This is a genomic window from Lentilactobacillus kosonis, from assembly GCF_003864335.1.
Taxonomy (GTDB): domain Bacteria; phylum Bacillota; class Bacilli; order Lactobacillales; family Lactobacillaceae; genus Lentilactobacillus; species Lentilactobacillus kosonis.
On the sequence record NZ_BEXA01000005.1, the window covers coordinates 1 to 18,917 of the forward strand.

Below are 18,917 nucleotides of genomic sequence, written 5' to 3' on the forward strand. Positions count from 1 at the left end.
TTAACTTTAAGGTCAACACTTTTTTAAAATATTTTTCGTGGCTCAGAAATGAATATCTCAAAGCCGCAAGTAATAATATACTCACTTTTGTAATAATTGTCAATAAAAAAAGCAAATCAAATTGATTTGCTTTTTACACTATTTTACTTTAGCAAGGAAGTAGCGTTTCTTTCCTCTTCTAACAATGACAAACTTACCATCAAACTTTGCAGCTGGATCGATTTGACTGTCAACATCGGTCACCTTATCACCATTGATTCTAATAGCCCCGTTAGTGATATCCTCACGAGCTTGACGACGAGATGGTTCAATAGATGTAACATCAACCAGCCACTCAACAATGTTTTGTTTTCTGATGACACCTCAACTGTAGGCATGTTTTTAAAACCTTGTTCGATTTCTGATGATGTTAATTTAGCAACATCCCCAGAAAATAGTGCTGCAGAAATATGCTCAGCCTCAACCACTGCTGGTTTACCATGAACAAATTCAGTTACTTCTTCAGCCAATCTTCTTTGAGCTTCACGCTTCTCTGGTTGAGTCTTAACCTTGTCTGCTAATTCCTCGATTTCTTCCTGAGTTAAGAAGGTAAAGTACTTCAAATACTTCACAACATCTCGATCATCTTGATTAATCCAAATTGATAAAATTCGTAAGGAGTGGTCTTCTCGGGATCTAACCAAACAGCTCCCCCCGCAGTTTTGCCAAACTTAGTTCCATCTGCCTTAAGCATTAGTGGAATAGTTAACCCGTAAACTTTAGTATCAGAGCCTTCTACTTTATGAATTAAATCAATTCCTGACGTAATATTTCCCCATTGATCAGCCCCACCCAATTGTAGTTGAACATCATTGTTTTGATATAGATGAAGAAAATCAACTGATTGCAAGATTTGGTAAGTGAACTCAGTAAATGATATTCCTACTTCAAGCCGACTAGCAACGATTTCTTTATTCAACATTGTATTAACATTAAATAGCTTACCGTAGTCTCGTAGAAAGTCTAACAAACTGATTTTTGATAACCAGTCGTAGTTATTAACAATTTCAAATTGCCCGTCATCTCCAAACAAGTTTTGCATTTGGGCTGTCAAAGCTTGTTCATTGTGATGAACCTGATCCATCGTTTGCAAAACTCGTTCAGATTTTTTACCACTTGGATCACCGATTGAACCAGTACCCCCACCAATAACTGCAACCGGCTTATGCCCAGCTAATTGGAATCGTTTAAGAATCATGAAAGGAATTAAGTGTCCAATATGCATACTGTCACCGGTTGGATCTACCCCAACATAAATTCCAATTTTTTTATTACTAACTAAATCATAAAGTCCATCATGGTCAGTTTCCTGGTTAACTGCCCCACGCCATTGTAATTCATCGATAATGTTCATTAATATTTCCTCCTAAAAATAAAAAGTCCCCAGCACCTCAATGCTAGGGACGAATTTTCCGCGTTACCACCCAAGTTATCAATTAATATTGATCTCTCTTGTTCATTGGTAACGTAATGACCCGTCTAATTAATAGATAACTCCACAAGTGTAATTTCATATATATACCCGTTTGGCTCGCATCGCCGCCAAATTTCTGAATGCTCAGGGTAAGATATTACTGTGCTTGCTTCACTGTATTATGCGTTAATAATAAATTACCTACTATCTAAAGTCAACATCACTTAACATTGACATATTTTTGGAAGTAAAGGTTTGGCATGCTTCTATAATTGTTAAGGTTTTGGTACTTACAGATTTTGTTTTACTCAATGACCATTTAGCAAGGTCACTATCAAACTTTTTAATAGTAGTAGAATAATTTCCACCCATAATCGCGCTTTTCTGAAATTTACTTCTTAGATTAGCGTTTGGGTAAAGGTACAAATCCTTAGTTCCCAAAGTATGGCCTAGCTCATGAATGATTACTGCCTGACGTTTATTACTAGAATATCTCGCCATCACTGAACTGTTTAAAGCAACCACACCACTATTGACTTCAGCAACTCCAGCTAAACCTGGAGTAATGCTTCCATTCGTAATAACAAGTCTTGATTTAGTAGTCGAGGTAGTTGGTACGAATACCTTTTTTCCTAACGCTTTATTCCATTTATTGGTAGCTTGCTTAATTTCAGAATTGTATATCTTAGCTTGAGAGGCAACGTGATACTTAATCACTCCATTAGAAGTCAAGTTCTTAGAAGTAATCATATGACTATCAAACTTAACCGTTGTTGCTTCCGCAGTGTTGCCTGCCATAAATAGCCCCATCAACAATGCAACTACAAAAAGTCCCCAGTGTTTCATCATATTTACCCCCTCCATGCATCCCCATGCATATTACATATCCCCTCTTCTTTATCTACTACCAATTTAACATGGGTTTTGACTTTGCAACATCAAATTGCACGCAATTCAAAAAACAGTTTAATCAAATTTCAACAAACCTATTAATTGCAATCTTCCCACTTTATTCCTACAATAATGGTCGAAAGGATAGTGACCACGATGTTAGAAATCACATACAAGAATGGGAGTTCTTTAAGTAAAATTTCCTATAATAGTGTCGAAGATTTTATCGCCAATCAACGATTAGAAACACCTGATTTGGAAGACTATTATGAGATTACGTCTGTAACTATCGATGGTAAAGAATTGCAATTATCTGATAGCACCATTTTAGGTTTATACAAGCAACTAACTGCTTAACCATATAAAAAGCAAGGTAGACTAGTCTAGTCGGCCTTGCTTTTCTTACATTAACTTTCATCTTCAATTTTAAAAGATGTCTTACCGTGATCTATAATTCCCAATACGTGCTGCTTTTTGCTGTCATCTGTAAATCCAAAATCAATGACTGCCCGATCATCCGATTCAAACCTAACTTCATTGAGTTGAGATTTGACAAAATCCCTTATTATAGGCGATTCTCGAGCGACTTTAACTGCTTTTTCGACTGCTACCGCAAGGGTAAAACCCTTTCGTAAGAAGCGTTGGATGTTCGCGATTTTGATTAACGTATGCATACTATACTGTCGCGAAGCACCTTTTTTTTGCTGAATCGCTGAAATGTAATTTTGCTGTTCCCAGTATCTTAACTGTCTGGAAGAAACGCCAGTGATCTTAGACACTTGCCCAATTCCAAATATCAGCTTATCAGTATCAAACATATTACTCATTGGAGTTTCTAACAATATTATTCACCTACTAATAATTAGTCCCTAGAGATATAACATTGCGAATTATAGTTGTTAATTTTCCATCCGTCAATATTAACAAATCGATTATCGTTGTCAGATTTGTTGACAAGTTCTCTTGGCGGTAGTATTCTAACTCTTGTCGTAATTTTAAACATTTAATGAAAGAAGGAAGATTGCTTTGTCCGAAAAAGCTTTAGATATCCACGGCAAACCTTATAGCCGTGCACTAATGGTTGCAACCATCGTTTTTGGATCATTCATTACTATTTTAAGTAGTACAATGCTTGCCACCGCTTATCCTGCCTTAATGAAGGCCTTTGATGCTAGTACCTCAACCATTCAATGGTTAACCACTGGTTTTATGATGGTAAACGGGGTAATGATTCCAATTACCGCTTGGCTTCTTAACCGTTTTAGTTCCAAAACCCTTTATATGACCGCTATGACGCTATTTTTGGTAGGTACGGTGCTTGCATTCGTTGCCACTGATTTTATAGTACGATCTTTATTGGCCGTTTAGTTCAAGGGGTTGCAGTAGGAATTACAATGCCCCTTGCCCAAACAGTTAACCTATCGATTTTCCCACCTGAAAAACGGGGAACCATTATGGGTATTCTGGGATTGGCAATGGGGATGGCACCAGCCATTGGACCTACCCTATCAGGATTTATCATTGATAGCTACTCATGGAGAATGCTATTCGGAATCTTAATTCCTTTTATCGTGCTTGTTATTATTGTCGCATTCTTCACTGTTAAGACCGTTATTCCAACTTCTAAATCTGCTTTAGATTGGTGGTCAGCTGCTCTATCAACAGTTGGATTTGGTTCAATGCTCTATGGATTTTCCGAAGTTGGTGATAAGGGGTGGACTGATCCACTTGTTATCTCAACCATCATTGTCGGAATTATCATCGTGGCCTTCTTCGTCATGCGTCAGTTGAAATCCGAACATCCATTCCTTAACCTTAGTGTTTTTAAAACTAGAACTTTTAGCTTAACAACTGCTTTGTCAGCCATTGTAAATATTGCCATGGTTGGGGTTGAAATGGTGCTACCTATTTATCTTCAAACCATTCGAGGCGACTCTGCTTTACAATCAGGTTTAACCTTACTACCAGGAGCTTTAATGATTGGGGTAATGAGTCCAATTACTGGTCGTATTTTTGATAGAATCGGTGCTAAGCGTTTGGCAATCACTGGTTTGACTTTATTAACGTTGGGCACAATCCCATTCTTATTCTTAACTAAAGAGACACCTCTACTATTCCTAATCGTTACTTATGCGGTTCGGATGGTCGGAGTGGCAATGACATTAATGCCAGTTACAACTTCTGGAATGAATGCTTTACCTCTTAGCTTAGTTAGTCACGCAACGGCAGTTAATAACACCGTTCGTCAAGTTGCTAGTTCAATGGGAACTGCCATTTTAATCAGTGTCTTGTCTAACGTTACTAAAAACTCAATGCCTGGTAAGTCATTATTATCATCCATGCCTCTACTATATAAAGATCACGCAATTAACGCTGTATTAAGCGGTTATGCTGCTGCATTTACCATTGCTGTTTTATTCTCAGCAATTGGATTAGTACTAGCTTTCTTCTTAAATGATAAAAACACCGTAAATCCATTAGCTGGAGGTGAAAAATAATGGGAATTGCACTAATCATAATCTTTGTAATATTGTTTGCTGCATCATTCGTTGGCATGAAACAGGGCTGGCTGAGAACTGCCACCTGGTTAATTTCCATTATTGGTTTAGTTGCTTCTCTCGCTACCATTACCCTAGGTGATTCACAACACTTTGGTATGAAGAAAGAAACAGTTACTTCAATTAAGCAAATTGATCCTGCCTTTGCCATTAAAAATATGAATATTAATGTAGCAATCAAAAGTCCTGTGGGTACAAAAGACGAAAAGTGTTGTGGTTTATAAAAACCAAGGCGCTAAAAAGACTACTCATACCCAAGCGGATGCTAAAACTGTGAATAAGTTTGCTCGTACTCGCGAACAATCCGCTCAATTATTAACTACCACTAAACGTTACACGTACAAGAATAACTTCTTCAAATTATTCTATGCTGGATTGGGAACCAATCATCAATACATTTCTCGCGTTAACAAATTCCAGATCACTAACGACTGGATTGTGTTAACTCCTAAGCAAGTTAAACAGATGCAAAATCAAATGAAATCTCAACAAGCTAACTCTAAAGCCCAGCTGCAAGAGGTTATCAAAAAACAAGTTGTTGCCGCTAGAATGCAAAATCCTAACATGACTGCTGCCCAACAGGCTGCATTAGTCAAGAAGATTCAAACCACAGCAGTTGCCAAGGCAAGTGCCGCTGCAAAGACTAAGTTAAAGGCAATGTCCATCGAATAATTTTGTTATACTGGATGCGAAAGGAATGATTTAATTGGGATTCTCACCTGCGCAAATTTTTGCAGATATTTGCTTAATCGTTTCAATCGGCATCGGCTTAATAATTCAAATGAATCATTTACCTGATAACGTTCAAGTGGGGCTAGTCATTTTGGCCTTAATCTTCTTTCTGGTGTCAATCAGTGTCAGCATTACGTTAGCTGTTAAAAGCCGCAGACGCCGTAAATAGCTTTAATAAATAAAAATAACCAGTCTTAGATAACTTCTAAGACTGGTTATTTTTATTCTTGTGATTCAGATTCATATAATTTAATTAGGCCTTGCGTCCCCAAGTTGGCCCAATCAGGATCTTGAATCATTTTTGCATACAGCTGTTCGGAAATCCTCGTTCCTGGTAAATCCAAATCTAGTTCATCGGCAACCGTCAAAACAATTTTTAGATCTTTTAAAAAGTGCTTAGCCGTAATCCGGGCTGGTAGTCCCCTTTTAAAACTCGTGGTCCATAGTTATCCATGCTCCAATTTTGAGCGGCTCCACCACCGGTCATATTGATTACATCAGCTTCATCGAGGCCCACCTTGCGAGCGTATATCAACGATTCAACCATTCCTGTCATTGTCCCAGCAACCATAATTTGATTAGCCATTTTGGCATGCTGACCCATTCCAGAATGGCCAAAACGAGTAACCTTAGTCCCCATTACATTAAGAATAGGCGTAATCATTTGATATCCGGTTTGATCACCACCAACCATAATAGTAAGTGTGCCATTTTGAGCCCCAATATCTCCACCTGAAACCGGAGCATCCAGAGCTGTTACGCCGATATTTTTAGCACGATTGGCAATTTTTATAGCAAGGGTTGGCGAACTAGTAGTCATATCAATGACAAATTGACCAGCCCGTGCGTTCGCCAAAATTCCAGCATCTCCCAAATACAAGTTTCTAACATCTTCAGGAAAACCAACTATGGTGATAACTACGTCACTGTTCTTAGTAAGTTCGGCCACAGAAGATTGCCAAACTGCCCCCAATTTAAGCACAGACTCAGCGTGACTTTTAGTCCGGTTGAACACTTGCACAGAATAATTAGCAGCTAGCAGGTTCTTAATCATCCCGGTTCCCATAATTCCTGTACCAATAAATCCAATTTTCATGAGTAATCGTCTCCAGTTAATCTTATCTACCACCAACTAACTACTATTATAAAACAAGACGCGAATTAAATTCGCGTCTTGTCAGGTTTACTATTAATTTATTAACTATTCAGCGTCGTATGCTTCTTGGAATAATTGAACTAATTCTTCCTTAGTACCCTTACGTGGGTTTGAGAAAGCATTTCCATCTTTAAGTGCATTTTCAGCCATAAGTTCAAAGTCTTCTGGTTTGGCACCAATTGCTTTAATACTACGTGGGATATTAACATCATCACAAAGTTGTCTCATTGCCTTGATTGATAACTCAGCAGCGTCACGAGTTGATAGACCGGTAGTATCTTCACCCATAATTTTAGCTAATTCAGCAAATCTTTCTGGTGCAGCGATAATATTGTACTTTTCAACGATTGGCAATAGCATTGCACAACAAACTCCATGAGGAGCATCGTATTGACCACCAAGTTGATGAGCCATTGCATGAACATAGCCAAGGTCAGCATTGTTAAATGCCATACCACCAAGCATTTCGGCTTCAACCATCTTAGTTCTAGCTTCAATATCATGACCGTTAGCAACGGCTTGACGCAAGCTGTCTTCAACTAACTTAATTGCTTGGACACATTGGCCATCAGTAATATCGTTACGGTTAGTTGAAACATATGGTTCAATAGCTTGAACAAAAGTATCCATTCCCGTTGCAGCGGTTAAGCCAGCTGGAACATCCAACATTAACATTGGATCATTGAATGAAACAAGTGGCACGTTTCTCCATGAAACAACAACAAACTTCAATTTAGTTTCTTCATTAGTGATAACACAGTGACGAGTTAATTCAGATGCTGTACCAGCAGTTGTGTTAACCGCCATCAATGGAGGTAATGGGTTTTCTAGAGTTTCAATTCCAGCCAACTTAGTGATATCATCGCCATTAGTCAAGATGATTCCAGTTCCCTTACCGGCATCATGAGAAGAACCACCACCGACTGTGATAATACTGTCACAGTTATTGTCTAAGTAAACTTGCTTAGCCGCTTGAATGTTTCTTACTTTAGGGTTTGGTTCAACACCATCATAGATTGCGTAATCTACACCAGCAGCATCAAGTGATGCTAAGGTTTGGGCAACTGGACCATTATCCATTGAGCGTAAAAATTTGTCAGTAACAATCAATGGCTTGCTCATGTTTAACATCTTAGCACGGTCACCAATCTTGGTGATAACTCCTCTACCAAAGAAGTTAACACTTGGCATTAAGAAATCGAAATTTTCTTTCATTATTAATAATCCCCTTTAAAAATATTGATTTAGTATCAATACAAAGCATAGCACTGGATTATTTATATGTAAATGGATTCACAAACATTTAATTCGAAAAACAAGCGAGCAGACTTTCGCTTTATATCAGCACATGTAAGCGTTATGCCATCAACCAATTGGTACCCTTTACAGTAACTAGTTAAATCCTAAATTGTGATTACTTTAATTAATCCGCTAAACCATATCAGCCATAATTGCAGACACAAAAAAACGGCGATATTATTTCGCCGGTCCTTCTTATCGCATCAACTATCTAGTCGAAACCTTCACAGCTGATGCTTTAAGATTATTTCCACTTGTCAAAAAGCATCACCTCCTTTTTTGATTACGCATAGAATACAACCTTCTGAATTTTAAAGCAAGCAATTAGTTCTAACTATCTAAAATCCAATCCTCATAAATTAAATATTCAAATAGATTGATATAAACATTGCCAGTGTGCCACCCATTACAAAGAAATGCCAAATAAGATGTAAACCTGAGATTCGCTTAAAGCTATAAATAATTGCTCCCACTGTAAAAATTACCCCGCCAGTCACTAAAAGCCAAAAACCAACCGGCGCCAGTGCAATGTATAATTGTTTACCAAGCAATAAGCACAACCATCCCATCACCACATACACTGTCGTTTCGATTTTTTGATATCTTCCATGACCTAAAATATGAAAACCAATTCCCGCAAGACTAAGACCCCAGATTATTGTAAGTAACCAATATGCCGCTTGATTATGGAGGAAAACGATACAGTATGGAGTGTATGTACCAGCAATTAATATGAAGATATTGCTATGATCCAGAATTTGAAAAACTCGCTTAGCTTTAGTAAACACAAAACAATGAAACAATGTAGATGCTAAGTATAGCCCGCCAACAGTTACACTATAAATTACCAAACTTACTATTGCAGGGGTTGATAATTCATCAGCAATCGCTTTATTAATTAACATTATGCTTAATATAACTGAAACCACAAATGCCAATCCGTGGGTCACTGCATTCGCTGTTTCATACATAATTTGATTTGAATGTTCCTTGATCATTATAATCCCCCTTAAGTAGTTCGAAATAAGTTTATCTAGTTCATCTGTTAATATAACATAGATTCGATATCTACGTTAAGTAGAATGTCCCATTAATTTATGGCATAATGGATAACAGAAAGATTACAAGGAGGCTGACCGTGACCGAAACTAACATCAACTTACCCCATTATCATGAATTGCCTGTGATTGATTTATATATGGATCAATTACTCGGAATGGTTAACCAGTATACAAATACATTAATCGACCACCCCATCACAAAATCAATGATTAACAGCTATGTAAAAAAACAATTAATTGAAAAACCAATAAATAAAAAATACACTACCGTTCAATTAGCGGAACTGATCTTAATTTCTATTTATAAATCAATTTTACCGTTACCATATATCGCTAAGTTGTTAACGATATCTAGAGATCGGCATACGATTGCTAGCGTGTTTGATAATGTGGTCGATAGCTTTAATCATCAGCTTAAGAGTAACCAAGAAATTACCCTATCTGATAATGACTTAATCACTAAATCTGCGGAACTATTAGCCATTGAACACAAAATTAAGCAACGCATTAATCAGCTTTAGACAATCGTAATAATCTTTACTTAATATTACGAATATATTTCATTGACATCTTTTCGTAACATTGTATAATTTAGACAATTTAAAAAAGGGAGGAAATTATTATGAAAAAAATTCCTTTAATTATTACTAGCATCGCACTTGCTTTACCTTTTGTCGCTTCAGCTCCATTAGCTGCTAACGCTGCTGCTAAGACATATACTTACACGGTTTCAGCTAACCCTACTTTCTACAAAAAGGCTAAGGTTTATCACACTAAAGACGCTACTCCATACGTCTTTACTGGTAAATTTATGGCTGATCAACCAATCGTAACTATGCAAGCAAAAACTAAACTAAAATCTGGTACTACTTATTACGTAACCCAATCAGTTAAAGTACAAAACAAAAGCTAAGAAAAATGGTACTTTCTTATATGTTAAAGGCCAGGGATGGATTGGCGCATCAAAATTAACTGCCGGTAAGTTTTTACACGCTGATTAAATTAAGTAACTTAACAATCAAAAAACGCTTCTCATACAATAACTTGTATGAGAACGTTTTTTCTAATATTTTCACATTTAGTTTACTGTAGCACTCATTGTTTAACTTTCGTAATATTTACTCCACTTTAATTACATAAAATGACACTAGCTACACAGTTCGATTACAGTTTTGAAAATCCATTGCTATTGGGTAGTCATAGATGGTAAATTAATTTCAGTAATTTTTATTAAGGAGTATCAATATGAAGTTCACTAAGTTATTCAAGACAGCCATCATTACGGCTGCTGCCTCAATCTCATTCACCACATTATCTGGTATCGTTATGAACCAACAGGTATCCCATGCAGCTACTACTTCAACTGGAGTAACATATGCTAAATCGGCTGCTGCAATTGACGTAACTACAAATAAGGTCGGTTGGTCTAAAAATGGTAACACCTTAAGACCAATTGCCTCAATCTCTAAATTGATGACCCTTTACTTAGTTCGCCAAAAACTGGACAACTCATCTTATACTTGGAACTCTAAAGTTAACACTAGCTCTGCTGGATTAAAAGCCATGGGCCGCTCTTCTGTATATGGTGGCTTTAAGTTCAATAAGAACTCATACACTGTCAGACAATTATATCTGGCAGCGTTAATTGAATCTTCAAACAATGCCGCGATTGCTTTAGGACAATGGGTTGCCGGTGGTTCAACCTCCGCTGCAAACAAGCGGTTCATCACTATGATGAATACTCAAGCAAAAAATGGAACTTTACTAGAGCAAAATTTGTCTCTGCGAGTGGCATGGAAAACAGTGAATTGGCCCCATACGGTTACAAAGTTTCAGGTGTATACGCTAACCTCCTATCTGCTAACTACGTTGCCCACATGGCTCGCCACTTCATCAACGATTATCCAGATGTGGTTAATGACTCAAGCATTAAGAGCATGACCGTTGATGGCCAAACTCTTTATAACTACAACAACCTTCTTCCCGGTAGAAGATACTACCAAGCATCTCTTAACGTTGATGGCTTGAAAACCGGTTATACTGGTCCTGCCGGATACTGTTTTGTTGGAACTGCTCAAAAGATGGTCATAACCGAATCGTAACCGTTGTTCTACATGACGAAAATGAATTTACTGAAACCCGTTCATTAATGAATTATATGTTCGATAATAACTTAGCTTAATTTAAAAAGTCAGCTAATCAAAAAGCTCTTAGTAATGTGAATTGTTACATTACTAAGAGCTTTTTTCGCAATTATATGGCTTTAATCACAAATAATTGCGAGCTAAAATCAGCCGTTCTTAATCGTTGTTCCTTCATTGTTTTCAAAATGTTTGGAATAAAGTAACCCGCATTCATTAACTCATCTCCATAAAAGATCTCTTCAGAATCATTAATCCGATACTGCTTGTCTGGATGAAGTCCTTTGAATTTAATCCGCAAGTATGGCGAGTTGGGCTCATTCATTAGTTGATATCTACCAGCAATTGCCAAACTCTGATCATCATTGACTACTTGCCAGCTGGTAACATTCCCCGCAAATGGGCTTTCGATTCGATAAAACTTACCAAATTGAAATAGCCGTCGATACCGTTTGTAAAATTCAACCTGCCAAGCAACTTGCTTTAGTTCGTCATCGGATAATTTAGCTAGGTCCAATTCATAACCAAAATCACCAAAGTATGCCACTCGAGCCCTCGTACTTAGCTCTATCGTTCTCCCAGTAATATCATTAGGAACCGCTGACACATGCGAGCCCATCATTGATAATGAGTAGCCATATGATGTCCCATACTGAATTTTCATCCGTTCTGCGGCATCGATATCATCGCTAGTCCATGCTTGTGGAGCATAGTACATCATTCCCAAGTCAAATCGACCACCGCCTGAAGCACACGATTCAAATAATACATCTGGATTAGACTTAATTAATCGATCGTATAAATCATATACTCCTAAAATATATCTATGACCCATTTCTAATTGTTGGTTGGCAGGCAAGTCTATTCCATACATTTCAGTAATATATCGATTCATATCCCACTTAATGTAATCTAATTTAGTATCCGTAATTATTTGATTTAAGACCTTGAATAAATAGTCCACGACTTCTGGCCTAGTCATGTCTAAAACGAACTGATTTCGCCCAGGAGTTTGGTGTCTTCCAGGAGTTTGAATCATCCATTCCGGATGCTGTTCATATAGATGACTTTGTTTGGAAATCATTTCCGGTTCAACCCATAAGCCGAACTTCATCCCTAAACCATGCACCTGGTTAACAAAATGTTCAATCCCATTAGGAAACTTGTTCTTATCCACAAACCAATCTCCCAACGAAGTCGTATCATCGTTTCGCTCACCAAACCAACCATCATCAAGCACAAACATTTCAATGCCCGCTTTATGAGCCGCATTAACAATGGTCATCAACTTATCTTCATTAAAATCAAAGTATGTCCCCTCCCAATTATTGACTAATGTGGGCCGGGGTTGCTGAGAAAATCTAGGGTTAACAATGTGATCCTGATAAAAATCACTTAACTGCTGGCTCAACTGATTCATTCCTTGATTTGAATAGCTTTGAATTGCCTCTGGAGTCTGAAATTGACTACCAGGTCCCAAGTTCCAGGCAAATTCGGTTGGGTTAATTCCAACCAGAATCCGGGTAGTTTGAAATTGATCAACCTCAACCTGATTCAAAAAGTTCCCAGAATAAACTAAATTAAAGCCATATACCTCACCAAAATCCTCACTTGTATCATGTCTGGCAATCATCATGAACGGATTTGCTTGATGACTAGTTGCGTTTCGCAAACTACCTGATCCCTGATACCCTAGACGCAAGGCGGCTCGATTTAATTGACGTTCTCTAGCCCAGGCCCCCGGAAATTCGATTAGGTCATAGTTAGCATCTGGCAAATCAACTTCCGTGCTAAATGCATGATCAATTACCACTTGATCATTACTATGATTAATAAAGGTTGCACTTCGCGCAATTACATCCTGATGAGGAAAAATTGAATAATGTAATTGAAGGTCCATCCCAACTAATTGATCAGTCAAATTGATCGTTAGCGTTTGGACGTCATCATTCGTGTCATCAAACGTCGATGGCATCCCTGGCAATCGCTGCTTACCAGTATTGATTTCGTAATCTACGTACTTAAATTCGGAAACCCGGCTACCATTTGCAAACGTTAATTGAAAAGCAGGAAATCTAAAATCACCACTGCCTAAGACGGAGTATTCGTGTTTTAACACATCCGGTTGGATATCCGGCTGATCGACTTTCCAGGAAACGGTCGCATCCTTAATCTCTCTTGTCGTTAGATTATGATAATTCGACTTTAAATGAATTTTCCTTCCATAATATACCTGACCTAAGTCACCATTTGCTAAAACTTGAAAAATATAACTAGTATTATCTGTCTGCAATTGAAATGTCTGAGATTCTTTACTATATTCAATCATCATACCGCACCTTTCGCCCCTTAATGTATTCGCTTACATATATATTAACTAAAGTTTACAAACTTATAAAGAGCTTCCTCAAATTCTATCCATTAAGAAAAACAGCAATGGCTTAAATAGCCATTGCTGTTTTTTAATTAATTCACCTGATTAATCGGCCATTGTGGTCGACCATTATTTAATACCTGCACTACCTCACTTGCAGCATCAACTGCCATTCTGGTCATACTCTCAACCGTGTTAGCTGCGATATGAGGAGTCAGCAAAACATTGTCTAGCGAATATAATTCCGAGTCCCGTGGTAAAGGTTCAGGTTCTGTCACATCAAGTGCAGCTTGGGCGATTTCGCCAGTCTTTAACGCTTGAATCAAGTCATCTTGATTTACCAGTGCCCCCCGCCCTAAATTAATTAGCGATGCAGTATTTTTCATCAATTTAAATTCGGTCATCCCGATACCGTGTTTAGTCTCAGAGGTAACTGGCATGTGTAACGATAAAATATCTGATTGGCTAAGAAGCATTTCCCGATCCACGAACTTGCCGTACTTGGTTTGCTTTGGAGTGCGACTATAAATCAAAACATTCATCCCTAAACCACTAACCTTTTCGGCGACTAGTTGACCAATTCTACCAAATCCCATTATTCCAAGGGTTTTTCCAGCTAGATCAAACCCTAATGGGCGTCCAGACGCCCCCTGCTTCATTATTCCAGCATATTTAGTAAGATTTTTTGATAGATCAAACATTTCTGCTAATGTTGTCTCCGCAACCGTCGAAGCATTGGCATTGGGAGTGATTGTGACCCAAATGCCCTTAGTCGCAGCATAATCATAATCAACTGCGTCATATCCTACCCCATGCCGGGCAATGACCTTCAAGTTTGGCATCTGATCAATTGTCTCAGCGGTAAATGGTTCTGTAAATAAAATGGCCCCGACAGCATCTTTGGCTTCCTTCAAATCGCCTGCGCATCATTGTCGACAATCACTGGTTCAAATCCATGCTCCCGTAAGTACTCGTTGCCGGCTTCTAGCATGCCCTTGGGTACAACTACTTTATTATTCATCTTGCCAACTCCAATCCTTGTATATTAAAAATGTTTCCCTAGAATCACTAAATCATACTTTTTATCATCCATCTCAGCAATTTTGGGCAGTAATCCCCATGGTTCATAACCGTGTGCTTTGAACAAACCCAGACTAGGCGCGTTGTGACCAAACACAAGTGAAACGATGCTATCAATATCATAATCCTTAACATGCTCATCAATAAAAGTTAGCGTTTGCGACCCAATATGCTGGTGACGAAAATCAGGATGAATATAAATGCTAATTTCAGCTAATTTTCGGTAGGAATCTCGATCATAAAAATCATTTAGACTAACCCACCCCACAGATTGGCCAGCCACCTTAATCACAAATAACGGTCGCTGATCTTCGCTATGACTATGAAACCATGGTTCTCGGTCAGCCACCGACACTGGTTCAACATCTCCGGTGGCCATTCGACTAGGAATAGTTGCGTTATAGACATCAACAATAAATGGCAAATCGGACTCTTTAGCATTTACAAATTCAATCAAACCGCTATCTCTTCTTTCACTTTGTGATACTTATATTTAACCATATCTAACGCTTTCACGCATTAATCTGAAAAGATTACTTATCTTTTCATAACTAGCCCATTGTTATCCAAAATGTAACATGGTAATCTTATTATGTGTAATCGCTTACACATACTTGTTTAGGGGGAGGTAATTTTTTATGTTTCATTGTTCCAATTCCGGCCAACGAAATGGGCCAGCAATTATTGTTTTCACATTTTTCATTGCCCTAATTTCATTAGGGATTCCAATTCGCGCAGCACAGTCAACCAATCAAGTCCCGATTCAAATTTTGGGAGTTAATGATATTCATGGTGGCCTACAAACCACTGGGAAATTGGTAATGGATCAACGATCAGTTACTAACGCTGGTGGCCTTGCCAGATTAGGAGGATATCTTGATCAAACTGAATCCGATTTTAAACTGCTTAATCCTAACGCTATTACAATGCGGGTTCAAGCCGGCGATATGGTTGGAGCCAGTCCTGCTAATTCAGCGCTACTTGATGATGGACCAACGCTAGCAGCTTTGAAGGCAATGAACATTCAGGTTGGCGTGCTCGGCAACCATGAGTTTGACCATGGGATTAACCAATATTTACAAGAAGTGAAGGGTCACACACCATCTACACAAGAAATCAAAAATCAGCAACAGATTACCGCAATTAATCAATATCCGTTCGCAAATACGGGAATTAAGATGTTAGCAGCGAATATCATCGATAAGCAAACCAAGCAGATTCCAAATGGCTATTCTGCTTATACCATCAAAAACATAAAGAACCCAAATAATCACCAGACCGGTAAGATTGGATTCATCGGAATTTTGAACACTAACTTACCTGGAATTGCTAAAAAGTATGATTTATTAAATGAAGCAGCAACAATCGCTAAATACGACAAGATCTTACGAGCCAAAGGTGTTCATGCAATCGTGGTATTAGGTCACACTGGTGCAGTAACCCAAAATGGCGATACAACTGGTGATGCGGTTAACGATATCCATCAATTACAAAAAATTGATCCGAACAATAGTGTCGATGCCTTCTTCGCTGCTCATAGCCACCAATACGCCAATGCCTCAATCGACGGGATTCCAATAATGCAAGCCGGATTCCAAGGCAGAGCATATTCAGATTTGACTGGAAACTTCGATTTTAAGGCCAACGACTTTGTTCCTGATAGCCTTAATCCATCAGTTAAGCCTGTCTATTCTGAAATTGATGATCCAACTTCAACGTTCAATCACGACAAATCTTTGCAACCATCACTAATATAATTAAGGATGCTAATAATCGGTCGCCCCAATTATTAATACAAAAGTTGGCAGTATTGCCGACGGCCAATCCATTAGCAATGATTTATCAGCTAACAACGAATCTCAAGCAGCCTATGTGGTTGTGGATGCTCAACGAGTAATCGCCAATGAGCAAGGCCATCAAACTGACATTGCCGTCACTAGTAACGATTCGATTCGTAGTGGGATGAATGCCACGGTGAATGGCGACGTAACCTTAGGAACTTTATACAATATGCAACCCTATGGTAACAGTCAACCAATCGTTGAACTAACCGACGATCAAATCATCGAACTGCTTAATGAACAATATACGAAGTCGCAACTTTACTTCTTACAATTGTCCGGTTTAACTTACCATTACAAATCCGTGAACGATGGTGATCAAATTGCGACTGTATCGGATGTAGAAGTAAATAATCAACCAATTAATCCCACGAATAAGTATCGCATCCTCACCAACGATTACCTATCAACTGGTGGTGATGGATATACTGCATTTACTAAGGGAACCATCGTTGATAATGCTGGTCAGGATATTGACCTGCTAACAGATTATTTACAAACTAAAAGTCCAATTCCAACACCTCAATTAAATCGAAAAATTAATTCTTAAGGAGAATCAATCATGAAACTATCAACTAAATTACTAACAATTGCTAGCATTACTGGAATGGCCGGTGCAATGGCTTTATCAATGCCAACGGCTTCAACTACTGTGGGTGCCGCCAAAAAGACTACCAAAAAGGTAGTCAAAAAGGCTAAACCAGCAACGAAAACAACTACTATTTACTTAACCAGACATGGCGAAACAACCGGAAATGTCATGGGCCGGGTCCAAGGATGGAGTGACTTTCCCCTAACTGCCAATGGTATCAAAGTTGCAAATCAACTTGGTTACGGACTTAAAGGAATCAAATTTGCCAGTGCTTATGCAGGTAACTTAACTCGCCAAGAAGTAACCGCCAAACAGGCGCTAAAGTACTCAGGAAATTCTAAAGTTAAGGTCAATATCTCTAAATTCTTACGTGAGGGCGGCTATGGTAGTTTTGAAGGCGATAGTATCGCGACTGATAACAATGAAATTGCAGGGGTTTACGGATATAAAGATGGTACTGAATTCCAGCAAGCAACCGGTAAGAATTACTGGAACTTACTTCAGGATGCCTACTACCGCCTAGATCAAAAAAATGCTCACAATACTAAATTAGCGAATACTGATCGTGCAGAAAGTTCAGCCATGGTTCAACAAAGAATGACTAATGAATTAAAGAGTATTGCCAAAAACACCCAAAAACGCGGTGGCGGTAATGTACTAGTAGTTAGCTCTGGAATGTCAATCAATGAATATCTATCAACTATGGCATCAAATTATACTGGTGCGGCCATTCCTAACGCTGCAGTAACTAAGTTAACTTACAAGAATGGTAAATTGGCAGTTAATGGCCCAATTGCTTCACTTAGTTATGTAGACAAAGGTGCTAAATTAATGAAGTAGTTATTATCCTATATATAAAACGTCTCAGCCGAGGTTTCCACGGGAAATCTTGGCTGGGACGTTTTTTTGTTAATGACCAAAGTAGCCAATAGTATAAAATGACTGACCACCGATTGAAAAAATATTAGAGACGGCATAGCTATCATCCCCAAAATAAGGTTTTCCTCTCGGGATAACAGTTACTCTCTTGATACCTGTCTTCTTAACAGACGTTCGATACTTGTATTTTCCAGATAACCTAGTTGCAGGAATTCCATTAATTTTAGAATTATAGTAATAGTACAAGGTACCGTTTTTTTGGATTGTTTGCAGGATTTTTGCATAGCCAAGTGGCTGTTTATTATACCGATCGTAAATGTTATATGGTTGGGTATACTCAAGGTATCCGTCAGTCGTCACGACAATTTGATTTGTTTCATACGCCGATCCATCAATGTACTTACTGCCCTTCCAAAATTGGATAGGTCCAGAGACATGCCTATTCACCTTTCTAGCATTTTGATTATCGTAAAATTTCAAATAGGACGGGGTTGAGACAATTTTAAAAAGACTTTTCTTGGCCCATATCCCCTTAGTCAGCATTTGATTGTGCTTTGAAGTAGCTAATGGTTTTCTTACCGGCCAACCAAGCTGAGATGTATCAATTTCCAGAAAAGGTAGTTGCGACTTGCCATTTCGGTTTACTCCGTAATAACTAAATATGGTTCCTTTTGGAATTGTAATTGGGGTATCTTTAAAGTAACCATTAGTTGTATGAATCGTTTTTTTAGTCATGTAAAAATTGGTCTTTTTGGGAGCCGCATAAATCCAATCAGACGCAGCTTTTGAATTAATTTGGAAACTACTAATAACTCCAATGGTTACACCTAAAAACATCAAAATTTTTTTAATTTTCATAA

14 protein-coding genes, 6 pseudogenes and 1 other annotated feature are annotated in these 18,917 nt (G+C 38.2%); of the genes and pseudogenes, 10 read left to right on the forward strand and 10 right to left on the reverse strand.

The window, feature by feature from the left end; all coding sequences use genetic code 11:
* Positions 1–138 precede the first annotated feature (138 nt).
* Together tyrS and NBRC111893_RS08215 are read right to left on the reverse strand one after the other, a co-directional pair.
* Positions 139–1,393, reverse strand: a pseudogene (tyrS, locus tag NBRC111893_RS08210) (tyrosine--tRNA ligase).
* A gap of 42 nt (positions 1,394–1,435) precedes the next feature.
* Positions 1,436–1,637: a binding site (T-box leader), on the reverse strand.
* Positions 1,638–1,657: 20 nt separating this feature from the next.
* A complete protein-coding gene (locus tag NBRC111893_RS08215; protein ID WP_225417706.1) occupies positions 1,658–2,302 on the reverse strand; it encodes a zinc metalloprotease in 645 nt (214 codons plus the stop codon).
* A gap of 198 nt (positions 2,303–2,500) precedes the next feature.
* On the opposite strand from NBRC111893_RS08215, the gene NBRC111893_RS08220 reads away from it, so the two are divergent.
* Positions 2,501–2,701 carry a DUF4649 family protein gene (locus tag NBRC111893_RS08220; protein ID WP_125008674.1) on the forward strand — a complete coding sequence of 67 codons (201 nt, stop codon included), beginning with the start codon at positions 2,501–2,503 and terminating at the stop codon, positions 2,699–2,701.
* A 50-nt stretch (positions 2,702–2,751) separates the two neighbouring features.
* On the opposite strand, the gene NBRC111893_RS08225 is transcribed toward NBRC111893_RS08220, so the two are convergent.
* Positions 2,752–3,186: a MerR family transcriptional regulator gene (locus NBRC111893_RS08225; protein ID WP_225417708.1), complete on the reverse strand. Its 435-nt coding sequence runs from the start codon at positions 3,184–3,186 to the stop codon at positions 2,752–2,754.
* A 235-nt stretch (positions 3,187–3,421) separates the two neighbouring features.
* Here NBRC111893_RS08225 and NBRC111893_RS08230 point away from each other — a divergent pair.
* The 3 genes and pseudogenes from NBRC111893_RS08230 (at position 3,422) to NBRC111893_RS08245 (ending at position 5,803) form a co-directional block, all read left to right on the forward strand.
* A pseudogene (locus NBRC111893_RS08230) lies at positions 3,422–4,842 on the forward strand (MDR family MFS transporter).
* 56 nt (positions 4,843–4,898) lie between these two features.
* Positions 4,899–5,574 (forward strand): annotated as a pseudogene (locus NBRC111893_RS08240) (DUF4811 domain-containing protein).
* Positions 5,575–5,608: 34 nt separating this feature from the next.
* Positions 5,609–5,803: a hypothetical protein gene (locus NBRC111893_RS08245; protein WP_125008677.1), complete on the forward strand. Its 195-nt coding sequence runs from the start codon at positions 5,609–5,611 to the stop codon at positions 5,801–5,803.
* A 52-nt stretch (positions 5,804–5,855) separates the two neighbouring features.
* Here the strand turns inward: NBRC111893_RS08245 and NBRC111893_RS08250 are convergent.
* The 3 genes and pseudogenes from NBRC111893_RS08250 to trhA form a co-directional block, all read right to left on the reverse strand.
* Positions 5,856–6,730, reverse strand: a pseudogene (locus NBRC111893_RS08250) (NAD(P)-dependent oxidoreductase).
* Between the two features lie 105 nt (positions 6,731–6,835).
* On the reverse strand, positions 6,836–8,005 hold the full coding sequence (locus NBRC111893_RS08255) for an iron-containing alcohol dehydrogenase (RefSeq protein ID WP_125008678.1): 1,170 nt from the start codon (positions 8,003–8,005) through the stop codon (positions 6,836–6,838).
* A gap of 443 nt (positions 8,006–8,448) precedes the next feature.
* Positions 8,449–9,087: a PAQR family membrane homeostasis protein TrhA gene (gene trhA, locus NBRC111893_RS08260; protein ID WP_125008679.1), complete on the reverse strand. Its 639-nt coding sequence runs from the start codon at positions 9,085–9,087 to the stop codon at positions 8,449–8,451.
* A 140-nt stretch (positions 9,088–9,227) separates the two neighbouring features.
* On the opposite strand from trhA, the gene NBRC111893_RS08265 reads away from it, so the two are divergent.
* The 3 genes and pseudogenes from NBRC111893_RS08265 to NBRC111893_RS08275 all read left to right on the forward strand — a co-directional run bounded on the left by NBRC111893_RS08265 (position 9,228) and on the right by NBRC111893_RS08275 (position 11,332).
* Positions 9,228–9,671 (forward strand): DUF1836 domain-containing protein, encoded by a 444-nt coding sequence (locus NBRC111893_RS08265; protein WP_225417709.1) that lies wholly within the window; start codon positions 9,228–9,230, stop codon positions 9,669–9,671.
* A gap of 101 nt (positions 9,672–9,772) precedes the next feature.
* Positions 9,773–10,063 (forward strand): signal peptide protein, YSIRK family, encoded by a 291-nt coding sequence (locus NBRC111893_RS08270; RefSeq protein WP_225417711.1) that lies wholly within the window; start codon positions 9,773–9,775, stop codon positions 10,061–10,063.
* 332 nt (positions 10,064–10,395) lie between these two features.
* Positions 10,396–11,332: pseudogene (locus NBRC111893_RS08275) on the forward strand (D-alanyl-D-alanine carboxypeptidase family protein).
* A gap of 71 nt (positions 11,333–11,403) precedes the next feature.
* On the opposite strand, the gene NBRC111893_RS08280 reads toward NBRC111893_RS08275, so the two are convergent.
* The 3 genes and pseudogenes from NBRC111893_RS08280 to NBRC111893_RS08290 all read right to left on the reverse strand — a co-directional run bounded on the left by NBRC111893_RS08280 (position 11,404) and on the right by NBRC111893_RS08290 (position 15,202).
* Positions 11,404–13,623 (reverse strand): alpha-galactosidase, encoded by a 2,220-nt coding sequence (locus NBRC111893_RS08280; protein ID WP_125008681.1) that lies wholly within the window; start codon positions 13,621–13,623, stop codon positions 11,404–11,406.
* Positions 13,624–13,757: 134 nt separating this feature from the next.
* Positions 13,758–14,686 (reverse strand): annotated as a pseudogene (locus NBRC111893_RS08285) (phosphoglycerate dehydrogenase).
* A gap of 24 nt (positions 14,687–14,710) precedes the next feature.
* Positions 14,711–15,202 carry a GNAT family N-acetyltransferase gene (locus NBRC111893_RS08290; protein WP_125008682.1) on the reverse strand — a complete coding sequence of 164 codons (492 nt, stop codon included), beginning with the start codon at positions 15,200–15,202 and terminating at the stop codon, positions 14,711–14,713.
* A gap of 181 nt (positions 15,203–15,383) precedes the next feature.
* On the opposite strand from NBRC111893_RS08290, the gene NBRC111893_RS08295 reads away from it, so the two are divergent.
* From NBRC111893_RS08295 to NBRC111893_RS08305, 3 genes are read left to right on the forward strand one after another with little or no spacing between them, the layout of a single operon-like run.
* The gene (locus NBRC111893_RS08295; RefSeq protein ID WP_125008683.1) at positions 15,384–16,502 is read left to right on the forward strand and encodes a metallophosphoesterase; all 1,119 of its coding nucleotides are present in this window, start codon (positions 15,384–15,386) and stop codon (positions 16,500–16,502) included.
* A 52-nt stretch (positions 16,503–16,554) separates the two neighbouring features.
* Entirely contained in the window at positions 16,555–17,136 is a 582-nt protein-coding gene (locus tag NBRC111893_RS08300; protein WP_369689737.1) for a 5'-nucleotidase C-terminal domain-containing protein, read from the forward strand.
* 12 nt (positions 17,137–17,148) lie between these two features.
* A complete protein-coding gene (locus tag NBRC111893_RS08305) occupies positions 17,149–18,018 on the forward strand; it encodes a histidine phosphatase family protein (RefSeq protein ID WP_125008685.1) in 870 nt (289 codons plus the stop codon).
* A gap of 69 nt (positions 18,019–18,087) precedes the next feature.
* Here NBRC111893_RS08305 and NBRC111893_RS08310 read toward each other — a convergent pair whose 3' ends face one another.
* A complete protein-coding gene (locus NBRC111893_RS08310) occupies positions 18,088–18,915 on the reverse strand; it encodes a hypothetical protein (protein ID WP_125008686.1) in 828 nt (275 codons plus the stop codon).
* Positions 18,916–18,917 lie beyond the last annotated feature (2 nt).